This window comes from Clostridium puniceum (assembly GCF_002006345.1).
In the GTDB taxonomy this organism is placed as follows: Bacteria; Bacillota; Clostridia; order Clostridiales; family Clostridiaceae; genus Clostridium; species Clostridium puniceum.
The window spans coordinates 13,424-26,072 of the sequence record NZ_LZZM01000175.1 but is presented as its reverse complement, the minus strand read 5'-3'; the positions used below and the strand labels follow the sequence as shown (position 1 = coordinate 26,072).

The 12,649-nt window shown below is 27.8% G+C and carries 7 protein-coding genes; 5 read left to right on the top strand and 2 right to left on the bottom strand.

Annotation, left to right across the window (positions count from 1 at the left end; genetic code table 11):
* Nucleotides 1–893 precede the first annotated feature (893 nt).
* Both CLPUN_RS13940 and CLPUN_RS13935 read left to right on the top strand, forming a co-directional pair.
* Entirely contained in the window at nt 894–3,848 is a 2,955-nt protein-coding gene (locus CLPUN_RS13940; RefSeq protein ID WP_158078772.1) for a cellulase family glycosylhydrolase, read from the top strand.
* A 331-nt stretch (nt 3,849–4,179) separates the two neighbouring features.
* Nucleotides 4,180–4,602: a hypothetical protein gene (locus CLPUN_RS13935; protein WP_077847883.1), complete on the top strand. Its 423-nt coding sequence runs from the start codon at nt 4,180–4,182 to the stop codon at nt 4,600–4,602.
* Nucleotides 4,603–5,024: 422 nt separating this feature from the next.
* On the opposite strand, the gene CLPUN_RS13930 is transcribed toward CLPUN_RS13935, so the two are convergent.
* On the bottom strand, nt 5,025–5,642 hold the full coding sequence (locus CLPUN_RS13930) for a HutD family protein (protein ID WP_077847864.1): 618 nt from the start codon (nt 5,640–5,642) through the stop codon (nt 5,025–5,027).
* Between the two features lie 404 nt (nt 5,643–6,046).
* On the opposite strand from CLPUN_RS13930, the gene CLPUN_RS13925 reads away from it, so the two are divergent.
* From CLPUN_RS13925 to CLPUN_RS13910, 3 genes are all read left to right on the top strand, one after another.
* Complete coding sequence (locus CLPUN_RS13925; protein WP_077847863.1) at nt 6,047–6,631, top strand: 5-formyltetrahydrofolate cyclo-ligase; 585 nt, start codon at nt 6,047–6,049, stop codon at nt 6,629–6,631.
* Nucleotides 6,632–6,873: 242 nt separating this feature from the next.
* Nucleotides 6,874–9,510, top strand: coding sequence for a hypothetical protein (locus CLPUN_RS13920; protein WP_077847862.1), 2,637 nt, complete (start codon nt 6,874–6,876; stop codon nt 9,508–9,510).
* A gap of 662 nt (nt 9,511–10,172) precedes the next feature.
* Entirely contained in the window at nt 10,173–11,816 is a 1,644-nt protein-coding gene (locus CLPUN_RS13910) for a CotH kinase family protein (protein ID WP_077847861.1), read from the top strand.
* Between the two features lie 569 nt (nt 11,817–12,385).
* Here CLPUN_RS13910 and CLPUN_RS28760 read toward each other — a convergent pair.
* On the bottom strand, nt 12,386–12,469 hold the full coding sequence (locus CLPUN_RS28760) for a putative holin-like toxin (RefSeq protein ID WP_242954136.1): 84 nt from the start codon (nt 12,467–12,469) through the stop codon (nt 12,386–12,388).
* Nucleotides 12,470–12,649 lie beyond the last annotated feature (180 nt).

The following is a 12,649-nucleotide window of genomic DNA, read 5'->3' as shown; positions in this document are numbered from 1 at the left end:
TATATTATTATGAATTTACACTTTTTTTAACAATTTTCTACTAAATTTTGCAGGAGCAGGTAAGATAGCCTAGATATCATTAATGTGTTTAAAGCATTAAATAGATCCGTACTTCCAATGCTTTATAGGAAGAATAAGTACTATGAGCATTAGTCAATTTGTGGATTTATATCTGATGATTAAATACGGATAAAGCCGCAGTTTCTATTTATACTAAATATTTAAGAGATTCAACAAGACTTTACTAATATATATACAAATATAAACTATTTTCAACTTCTCTCTACTGTAAATAATTGAAATGAATGTTAATATAATGTTGAAATCTATAAAAACAAAGGGGGAAGAAATGCTATGACTAAAAAAACTAATTTTTACACGACTTACAATGGAATTTTTAGAAAACAATTTTATAATCTCTAGAACCATAAATCTTACACAACCACTATACCCTTAAAAGTGCTCTATTCAACATCAAAGATGAGTAAATATGACTAAAAGAAATTAATTCAAATGAACTTCAATATAAAAAGATATGTATAATTTGATGAATAAATAAGAAGGATAATTTATGTTAAAAAAATATATAAAACTAATTATATTGTCAGTGGTAGTGTTTTTAGGGTTAATAATTAGTCCCTTGATAATGTTAATAGTACATTTGCATCTGGGGTAAAAGCCTATTTTGTCACAGGTTTTAAGGGAGTGGCACTACAGTTAAAATACCTTGACTTGTCTACTGACTGGTTGGGTAGCAGTTTAATTGAAGTAGGGAATATTTTGGTAAACAATTTAATTTGATCTATAGTCGAACTTATTGTATTTCCTAAATTTAAGAAGAGTAATGTTTATCTAACTTAACAGAACAAAATTAAAAAATGGGAGGGAAAAAAATGAAAAAATCAAAAAAATTTCGTAGTTATTTTGCTGGAAGCATCGCAGCAATTTTAACTCTTGCTAATTGTAATATTACTACTTGGGCATCAGATACTGCACAGGTAAATAGTAAAAGTTCATTTAAACAAATCATTCAATTTGAAGATGCAAATCATTTCTCATCAGATAATGGTAACGCTATAAAAAAGGAGCTTTTTGGTGGCTATTCTGGAAGTGGATTTGTATATCTTGCAAAAGGATGGTCAGATGTTAATTTTACAGTTCCTAGTGATGGAAAATATAAAATAACCATAGTTACAAATTCAGACCAATATAAAGAGAATGGGCTTTATTTAGATGATAGTTCAGCTGGTAAACTCTGTACTAATGCAGGTAGTTGGAATACAACTACTAATGAATATACTCTTTCAAAAGGGCAGCACAAATTTGGAGTATCATCTGACTGGGGGTATGTAGCTCTTGATTATATTATTGTGGAATCTATTGACAACAATAATCAAGATGGACAAACAGGTACTATACCAGATGTATCATCTGACAAAGTAGTTTGTGAGTTTGAAAATGCTAATAGTTTCTCAACTAATAGTGGAAATAAAATCGCAAATGATACTTTTAAAGGTTATTCAGGCAATGGTTATGTTTATTTAGCATCAGGATGGTCAGAAACTAAGTTTAATATTAAAGAGGCAGGAAAATATAAATTAACTATCTCATCAAATTCGGATCAATATAAAGAAAATTGGTTATATCTTGATAATAATTCAGCAGGAAAATTATGTACAAACCCAAATACTTGGAATAAAACAGAATATGTATGTGATCTTTCTGCAGGAGAACATAAATTTGGAGTATCTAGTAATTGGGGACATGTAGCTTTAGATAATGTAACAATTGAAAAAGTTAATAGTACACCAACAAATCCAACAGATCCAACAAATCCTATTCCAAAAAGTGGATTTTATGTAAAAGGTACTAAGTTGTACGATGGAAATGGAAATGAATTTGTCATGAGAGGTGTAAACATTTCACATGCATGGTATACTTCAAACACAGAAAAATCTATTAACGCTGTAGCAAAACTTGGAGCAAATACTGTAAGAGTAGTATTAGCGGATGGAACACAATGGACTAAAACTAATGTTGATGAAGTTAAAAATATCATTGCATTATGTAAACAAAAAGGATTAGTTTGTATTCTTGAAGTACATGATCATACAGGTTTTGATGATCCACAAAGATTATATACCGCAGTTGACTATTGGGTAGGATTAAAGGATATTTTAAATGCTAATAAAGATTTTGTTATTGTAAATGTTGCTAATGAATGGCTTGGAACATGGAATAAAGGTGATGTTTGGGCTAACACTTACTGTACTGCAATCAAAAAAATGAGAAATGCAGGAATTGAAAACGTAATTATGGTTGATGCAGCAGGTTATGGTCAAGAAACTTCTTCTCTTATTGAAAAGTGCAAAACAGTAAAAGATGCAGATAAGGCTGGAAAAATTATGTTCTCTATTCATATGTATTCAGTAGCAGGCGCAAATTCGACAGTAGTAAAGAGTAATATTGACAATATGCTTTCAAAAGGTGTTTGCACAGCTATTGGTGAATTTGGTGATTTCCAAAATGGCGGAGATGTAGATGAAGCAACGATAATAAACTATAGTGATGAAAAGAAAGTTGGAACAATGGCTTGGTCATGGAAAGGAAATGGTGGTCAAGATGCAACTCTTGATTTATCAAATGACTGGGAAGGAACAAACTTAACTACTTGGGGTAAATATGCATTTTCTAGTGAACACGGAATTCAAAAGACATCAAAATTAGCATATTCACTTAAAGGATATGATGGCATTGTTGTGACACCAACGCAACCAACGCAACCAACGCAACCAACACAACCAACAAATCCGGTACCAGATGAAAATGTTGAAATAAATATTAAACCAGGATATTTAGGAAGTTTGACTACAGATTGGTATGTATCTGGTAAAGGGGATGCTACTACTTCCACCATATCTTCACTTAAGGAATTAAAAAATGGAGGTTATCGTTTATCATTTGATTTAGCAACAGAACAATATCCTTATTTTGTTAATATGGCAAATGGAGTAGATCTTTCTAAGAATAATAAAATTAATGTGATTGTAAGAAATAATAATGCATATGCTGTTCAACTACAACCAATATTCAAAGTTGGTGATGAATGGGAATGGACAGAATATGATAAATATCAAACAATCCCAGCACTTACAACAGTACAACTTTCATTTGATATGTCAAAATGTACAGCGAGAAATGATGTAAAAGCATTCTTATTCAGAGTTCAAGGCGCAGGCAGTAAATTTGCTGGAAGTGTAGACTTCTTATCTGTTGGCTGTGATTTAGCAACAGATGCTTATAAATCAGAAATTGCTGAGCTTAATCGTCCAAAAACAGCTTCATATTTCACATGGAATTATCCAGAAGCTTCATGGAAAGACCAAACAACAACTACAAGCTGTAGTGAAGATAGTGTTCTTGGAGTTGAATTTAAGAACGTAACAGCAAAAAATGCAGCAGGCATTCAAACAGAAACAAAACCAGGTTTAGGACAAGGTCTTGATTGCTCACCTTACAAGACTATTACGTGTACAATTACCAATAATAGTTCAACAGACGTTTCAGCATCACTTTTACTAAGAACAACTAGTAACTGGACATGGCAAGAAAATGGTGGAATTATTGATAATAAAGTAGGAAATGATATTATTCCAGCAGGAAAAAGTGTTAAGGCGACTTATAATTTAACTGATTCAATATGGAAATCAGCACTTTCTAATTGGGATTATACTGCAAAGTTACAAGCACCAGATGATGTACGTGCAATTGGATTTAAAATATGGTCAAACAGTACTACAGGTGCAAATGGAAAAGTAGCAATTTCAAATTTTGCTTTCAATTTTTAATATACTGAATTTGTAAGATATATTCTAGAAAATATCAATCAGACTGCTGATAAAGTTTCAGCAGTCTATATTTTTACCCACATATGTGATAAAATCTCAGTAATATAATTTTGCACTAATGAAAATTATTTAACTAATTTTAAAGAAATTTTTATAAAATTAACGAAGTTTACATAAAGACAGGAATATTTGTACAAAAATATTGATACTTTTATAAAATAATAGTAAAGTTAGCTTAAATTCAATTGAAATTAGATTATTAAAATATTTACCTAAAAACTTTTAGATAATGTTTTAATGTAGAATTTAAATTATGACTGATGGTGAGCAAATGATTAAAGTAAAATTAAAAAAAAATAAAAGTGGAAAAATAATATTTGAATTAAAAATTGATGACGAAGATAAAGAAAATGTATTGTTTAGGAGAGCACTTATGGAAGCAAAAATTCTCAAAGAAAAATCAAGATATGATTACGAAGTACCTTTAAGATTTTTTATTCCTATATGTAATAATGTAGACAAAGAAAATTTAAAATTAGATAAAAAGAGTCTATTATCTTACTTGGAGTTTTCCGATTATTATGATCAAAACTACTATACAGATACAGAGGCTACAGCAAAATACATGAGAAAGTGGAGGGAAGAGGGCTGCCCGAACATTTATAGGATTACTATAGATGAAGAAAGTTATGAAATAAAAAAAGAGGTGGCTTTTAAGAGAAATGAGATAAAAGTTAATAATTTTAATTTATAGTTACAAGGGTTAGCTAAAAATTTCTGAGAATATATTTAAAGGATAATGTTTAATATTATTTTTAAAGAATTGAAATGAAAAAAAATTTCTGGAAATAACTCTCTTAAACAATGTTTTATAGTGTTTTAGGAATTAGTTAAATTACGTGTTTACACTGTTTTAAAACAGCCATTGATAACTAGAGGATCGCCATACGCCAGTGTTCACAAAGGGAATAAAAAACAAGAATAATTAATTGTTCTTGTTTTTGTATTCTTAGTAGATTGAAATATTATCTTAATTTTTGGGTTTTATATTAAATATATACAATTATAATAATAGTTTTTTATAATTATCATTCTAAAAAGAAAAATTAAGAAGCTATAAATGGAATATAAAGTTTTATTTTAGAAATATAGAAATTCTCATTTAATGAAGCATAATTAGGAACAGTAAATTACACTTACCACTATATTAGTAATATTTGATGAATCATTATTTAACACAAACTCATGTGAAAAACTAGATTTTAAATAATCAACTTTTAATAAACCCTTAGTATTAACTTTAAATTGTTTATTATTTAGAGTAGTTTTAAAGGTGCCTTCTACAGTATAAAAGCAAATTGCTATTAAGTCTTTATTTAATTGAGTCTTATATTCAAAGTTAAGATGCTTTTTAGGTGGAATATTTAAATGAATTAAATCCCCTTGGTAATTTTCTCTCGTCATTAAATTAAATACAGAAGCTTTGCCATAAGTTTTTGTGTTCCAATCACCAATAAAACTATCTTGTTCAAAGGAGTTAAGTGATTTTTTATATTTATTTTCATGATCAAGGGTGATTTGGCCTTCAATAACCATAAATTTTCGTGATACCTTTGGCAGAGTACTAAAGGTAGATTCTAATATATCAATCTTAGCAACTCCAAGTCTCCATAAAAAATTTCTATTTGCATAATCAGAATTTTGCGGATAGGTTATTAATTCTGTAGCCATGCCTCCAGACCAAAATGTTGGTTTATAATTTTCTTCTCTTATTAATTCAACATTATAGTTCATAAATTAACACTCCTTCTAAATATTAACATGCTTCTTGTTCATTATAGTAAAAGATATATGGTTAATCAAGTAAAGAAACTAATTCTAGAAGTTAAAAATTTGGATGCGAAATCCTTAACGATATAAAAATGTTGCATGTTTATGTTCTAACTTACTCGATGTTTAATGTGAGTTTCTTTATAATATCTTAATATTGGTGAAAATTTAAATTAAAGAATAAGTGAAAAGGTCGAGTTTCCTTATAATAATATTCTTGAGAAACTTGCAATATGAGGCATAAACGTAAAATAAATTATGTTACAATATATTTATCAAAACATTTTGTTTTGTAAATAATATATTTGTGATTAAAAAGTTACTGAAACTTAAATTAAGTACGAAATATAACTATAGGAGCTGATATTATGGCAATCTTTAATCATAAAAAAATATTAAGAAAAGAAATATTGGAAAAACGTAATAATATAGATTTAATTAAAAAAGAAGAAATGGATAAAAAGATATTAGATCAATTTTATGAAAGTAAATATTATAAAGAAGCTGAAAAGATTTTTATTTATATATCTTATGCTTCAGAAATAAATACTAAAGAAATAATAAATAAAGCACTAAAAGATAAGAAGAAAATTTATGTTCCAAGGACAGAATTTGAAACTAGACACATGGATGCAGTAGAGATTATAGGTTTGGATAATCTTATAGAAAGCAAGTATGGTATTCTAGAACCATCAATAAAGGAAAAACATATTGATCCGAATGAACTTGATTTAATTGTGGTTCCAGGAGTTGCTTTTGATAGAAATGGTGGAAGAATGGGCTATGGAGCTGGTTTTTATGATAGGTATTTTAAGAAAATTAATAAAGAAAACATAAGTAGGATTGTAAAATTAGCATTGGCTTACGAGCTTCAAATGCTAGATAAGGTGCCAATGAATGCGAGAGATGTACCTGTAGATTATATTATAACCGAAAATGAATTTATAGGCTAAAACATATAATATGTGTTGCAGTTAATAATTCATAATTAATAGTTAAAGATAAGGCTCAAAGAGAAAGTTTTGCAGACCAAATATAAAATTCACTATGTAAAAGTTAGAAGAACAAAATGTAAAATTTCAATGCTTGCTTTTGGAGCATCACTTTTCTATTTAGGATTTTTTAAAATTTAATTATTAATAATGTAAAACTTAAATTGCAATATATAAGTTATAGGTATTAGGGGGGAGAATTTGTGGAGTATAATGAAAGTAATTTCGTATATTTAAAAACGACGAGTATAGAAAGATATTATGATGAGCTAGTGAAAGCAGAATATATATGCGAATATTGTCCTAAAATTACAAAAATGATTGTTAGGAAAGTAGTAGAGGGGATTTTAAAGAATATAGGAGAAAAATATAGTATAGAAAGTGATGTAGCTGTGTGGGAATTGCTTAATAATATTAAATTAAGCTCTAGCTTTTTTCTGCCAGATGAAATTCATGATAGTATTGAGCTTGTATTAGTTAATGGTTATGAACATGCTTGTTATCATAATAAGAATAAAAAAATTTCTAAACATCCTATAGAGATTTTGGAGACTATCCATGATATTCTATGCTGGTATTTAAAAAATATAGAGCCTGAAAAAAAATTATCAATTGAAGATCTAAGTTTTAGAGCTCCAAGTACTATTGAGTATCAAGAAAAGGAACTTAATAAAATAAACGAGGAAATTTTATTAAAGGATAAGCAGATAAATAATTTAAGGCAGAAGATTATTGGATTAGGGGACAAATGGGATAATATAAGAGAAATAAATGAAACCATAATAGTAATAAAAGAAGAAAAAGCAGAGTTAGAATCCATACAGCTATTATTAGGTCAAAAATTTGAAGAACAAAAAAATAAAGTAGTTGAGGTGGAAAAAGATTATAACATATATATAAAGAAATTTGAACAGTTGGAGGAAAGCTGTATAGAAATTCAAGAATTGATTTTTAATACAGAAAGTAGGCTTGTCAAAGCAGAGATACAAACTCAGGAATTAAAAGCCTTAGTTAAAGAATTAGAAGAGCAAGATGAAAATGTAAAGAAAATAGAACAATCGCTTGAGGATGAATTAAAAACAGTTAGACACATATATGAAAACTTAATAAAGTTATCAATTAAATATCAAGATTGTTTGGAAACTATAGAATTTTCATATGACAAAAAGCTAAATAAAATATTAGAAGGTAAAATTAGTAATCTTACAATGAAAATTAGCTTTGAAGATAGAATATTCAATGAAAATATTATGAGTTATACAAAAAATATAGGAGATGCTAAAAGAAAAGTTAGAAATTTTAAAGAGCTGTTAAATGAAAAGCTTAATAGAGAACTTAAATATAAACTTTTTTATAGTGGATTTTTAAAATTACAAAGCAGAGAGCTTAGGATTATTTATACTATAAGCAATAATATGTCAAGTCTAATAAGCAAACCAAAAGATTTAATATTGAAGTCTGGTGAGGATAGATTTTTAGAGGCAATAAATAAAAACTTTAATGAGCTAAAAAACATAAGTGATTATGAAATTAAATTAATACTGTATTATAAATTAATAAAACTATCTAAGGTTTCTTTAGGAAATATACATAACAGAAAAGAAGTTATACATGTTTTAGATAGTATTGTAGATAAAGCTTATGAAATTCTAATGAATAAAAAGGACTTTAAGGGGAGACTAAATAAATTAGATGCAATAAATGCATATTACTTGGAAAAGATAATCTTGCATTTAAAAAATACGGGTGGTAATTTACAAATAAATGATGAAATTACGGATAAAATTTATGATAATATTATACAGGCAAAGCAAAGACCAGAAAACATGGAAAAGGGAAAAATACATTATGATAAATTTAATTTAGATACTATGTCAGAAGAAATATTTAAGTCGTCTATAAAAGCACATGTATTTGATTTTTTATCTATAATGGTAGACTTAGGAACAATTAATCATTATAGGGAAATAGCTAGTATCATATTTGAAATCGAAAAATTAATAATTCAAAAGCCAACATTAAAAATTCATGGGGAGGACATTTTAAGAGAAGATTTCTCAAATGAACATTATATAATTTTCTCATTCTTATCTAGTGGAGCAACATTACTTAATCACAAACAGCAAGAAGAACTTCTGCCTCTGTTAGTAAGTGCAATAGTAAGTGTTAAAGTAAGCTCAGAGGACTATGAGGAGGATTTAGAAATTTACAATGCTTTAGTTGATTTGTGGAAGCATAAGCAGCAAATATATAATGATATTTTCATTCAAAAGGAAGATAAGGAAAATGAATTAGAGGTATTAATAAAAGAAAAAAAACAATTGGAAAATAATTGTAAAGACTTATTAAAGTCTCATGATGCGGCTTGTGAAAATTATGATGATTATAAAGAAGAATTCAAGCAGATTGTAATGAACTCTGAGAAAAGAATTCTTTTGCAATCATATATGGAATATGAAAAAATGCGGATTAAGAAAGAAGTAGCTGAAAACCACCTTAATGAGGCAAAAAATAAATTGGGAGTCTTTAAGCGCATGCTATCTCCAGAAGTTTGGATGGATCAAGCAAGTAAATTAATCAATGAAGCTAACATGATGGAATTAGAAAAATCTTTAATTGAAGAAGCAAAAGAAAAAGTATATTTTAAGAAAGATTATGAAGTTTTTGCAAAGCGAAAGAAAAAAATTCAAGAAGTTAAGGAATTAGTAGATAAAGAAAAAGAAAAGATAAAAAATAAAGATATAGAAATTGATAATTTAAAAATTAAGCTTGATGAATTTCAGAGGCAGCTTAATAATATGAAAAACGCATATTTAGATATAGAAGAAGGATATTTTTAGCAAAAGTCGCGAATTGTAAGTATATATATGCATTTAATATTCTAAAAAAATAGCCTACATAATATTATTTTAAATGCTTAAGCAAATTTGGATTAGCCATCAATTAAAAAGTTTAAAAAGTTTTATGATAATGAAGGATGAACTGTATCATAAATAAAGGATAGTATGTAAAATTAAAGAATTATACTATGGATATTAAGCTATACTTCAAGGGATCAACAAAAGAAACTGTTGAATATGCTAATCCCCAAAATAACTATAAGCAAAACTAGGGAGATTGAATCAATAAAGCTTAATATAAATAATAAGTTAATAATGTATATAAGTAATAGAGGAAAACCAAATCCAGATGGAAGCGGTTCTCCTTTTTTGTTGTTTTAAGAAGAATTCTTACGATAAATCCTGTAAATATAAGAATTTATATATAATAATGATGAAAAATATATTGATAAATATAAGCTTTTGCACTTAATAAATATGGGTAAAATCTTATATTTTTTTATTTAAGCTAAAAAGATAATCAATTATTAAGCTAATGTTAAGGATAGTTGTTTAAAATAAATGTTATACAAAGTTTATAAGTCAATTTTGTAAATTAAAATAATTATTGAATATAATATTAGTAAGCTACAATGGAAATTATATGTCATAGGAGGTAATGTATGATTAAGGAAAAGCACAAAGGGTACATTCCGATAATAGCTATTTTATTATTATTAATATTTGGAGTATCATTAGTCTATTATAATAAAGGTAAAGATACAAATGAGACAACAGAAAAAACAGTTAGTACCGTTTTAGATAAAGAATCTATAACAGAAATTAGCATTGACATAGAGGATAGAGATTGGCAATGGTTATTAGACAATGCAACAGAAGAAGAGTTCCGTAGTTGTAATATAACAATAAATGGTGAAACATTTAATAACGTGGGAATTAGACCTAAAGGAAATACAAGTCTTTCACAGGTAGCATCAGATGATACTACTGATAGATATAGCTTTAAAATAAAATTTGATAAATATGTTGATGGACAAACATATAATGGAATAGAAAGTATAGTACTTAATAATATATTTCAAGACAATACTTATATGAAAGAGTATATTAGTTATGATTTATATGACTTTTTAGGTGTTTCAACACCAGAAATGTCATATAGCAATATAAAGGTCAATAATGAAGAATGGGGATTGTATTTAGCAATTGAAGTTTTAGATGAAAGATTCTTAGAAAAGAATTTTGGAACATCAGAAGGAAATCTTTATAAACCAGAAACTATGGAAATAGGCGGTGGAGTTGGTGGTGGAAATCCTCCAAATGGAAAGAGTGATATGCCAGCAGGAGGTCCGCCCAATAGGAATGGAAATGCTGTACTACCAAAAGGTGATGTTCCACAGACAAATCAAAAAGTGACTCAATCAGAGTCAGATGAAACTATAACACAAAATCAAACAGCAGAAAATAGAAATGAAGTTCAGAATACTACAGAAACTGCTCAAGGAGAGGCCAAACATAATAAAACGGCAAAAGGTGGTGCAGGACAACCAGGTGGTGGAAAACAAAATAATGGTGCTGATTTCGTATATAAAGATGATGAAGTTAGCAGTTATTCAACAGTAAGAGACAGTGCTGAGTTCAAAAGGACTACAGATGAAGATTTTAAAAAGGTAATAAATATGTATAAAAACCTTAATGATGGAACGAATTTAGAAGAAGTATTGGATGTTGAAGAAATTCTAAAATATTTTTCAGTAAACACATTTTTAGTTAATTTAGACAGTTACTCAGGTGGAATGTATCATAATTACTATCTATATGAAAATAATGGTAAGTGTCAAATACTGCCTTGGGATTTGAATGCTTCATTCTCGGGACATGGAATAAGCGATGCTTCAAAGGCTATAAACTTTCCAATAGATAATCCTGTAACAGGTAGTTTAGAATCTGTACCATTAATAGGAAAACTTTTGGAAGTAGATGAATATAAAGAACTTTATAATAGTTACTTAGAGAAAATATCAAATAAATATTTTGGAAATGGACATTATTCTGATTTAGTAAATAAAATAGATAATCTTATTGGAGATTATGTTAAGGAGGATCAAACAGCTTTCTGTACATATGAAGAATATCAATCAGCAATTTCTGAAATGAAAACATTTGGAGAAGATAGAACAAAGAGTGTTTTAGCTCAACTAAGTGGAGAACAACCATCAACAACTTATGGAAATATCACGACCACGCTTAATTTATCAGCCTTAGGTCAAATGAGTGGAGGTGGAAGACCGGAGAATAGAAAATAAAGATGATATTATTAAGGAATAAACAAAACTGTATCAACAAGAGCTAGAAGCTGTTGAAAGCATAATATTTAAGAGTCATATTTTTTGTTGCTAATGGAGAAACTTTATATAAGAAGGCAGTGTATTTGAGTAAGTGATACAGAGTCAAAATATGCTATGTAATAAATAAATTACATTCAAGAATAGTAGATTATGATGGAGCAGTTAAAAAATAAATGATAAGGAGTATCTAAGAGGTACTTCTTATTTTAAAGAAAAGAATTTGTTATATAAGTTAGAAAAAAATGTTATTATTTGCCACTGATATAGAGAATCGTATCACAAATAAAGAATAATAAGTAAACTTAAGTAAAAGAAAATATGCGACATGAATTCAATAAAAATAATTGTTTATTTTTATTAAAAAATTGATATAATATAAGTATATAGTAGAAAAATAAAAATAGGGTAAAACATACTGGAATATGTTTTAAACCCTATAGTATATAATTCTAGTTGCTTAGGCAACTGATATCACTAAAATTTTTAATTAGTAAAAATGGTAGCCATCCAATTGCGAGTAGGGGCTACTATTTTTTTGAGATTTTTTCTATAAGAATCACTATTAATGTTAATAGTGATATTAAGAATAATCCACCTTGAAATAGCAACATTAAAATGTCATTACTCATATGCATCACCTTCTCTCGTACAAAGAGGTAAGTGATACCAGTAGCCCACAAAAAACTATTAAATTATACACGGAAATTATATCATAATAACTTAAGGCTTACCATAGGAAATAAAGGTAAGAAATAAAAGCTCAAACGAGAAGTAAATAGTCAAAGAGCAAC

What these genes read in the sequence shown, in the direction of transcription:
- CLPUN_RS13940 (WP_158078772.1), top strand. Translation starts at nt 894, where the DNA reads ATGAAAAAATCAAAAAAATTTCGTAGTTATTTTGCTGGAAGCATCGCA.
- CLPUN_RS28760 (WP_242954136.1), bottom strand. Translation starts at nt 12,469, where the DNA reads ATGTTGCTATTTCAAGGTGGATTATTCTTAATATCACTATTAACATTA.
- CLPUN_RS13910 (WP_077847861.1), top strand. Translation starts at nt 10,173, where the DNA reads ATGATTAAGGAAAAGCACAAAGGGTACATTCCGATAATAGCTATTTTA.
- CLPUN_RS13935 (WP_077847883.1), top strand. Translation starts at nt 4,180, where the DNA reads ATGATTAAAGTAAAATTAAAAAAAAATAAAAGTGGAAAAATAATATTT.
- CLPUN_RS13930 (WP_077847864.1), bottom strand. Translation starts at nt 5,642, where the DNA reads ATGAACTATAATGTTGAATTAATAAGAGAAGAAAATTATAAACCAACA.
- CLPUN_RS13925 (WP_077847863.1), top strand. Translation starts at nt 6,047, where the DNA reads ATGGCAATCTTTAATCATAAAAAAATATTAAGAAAAGAAATATTGGAA.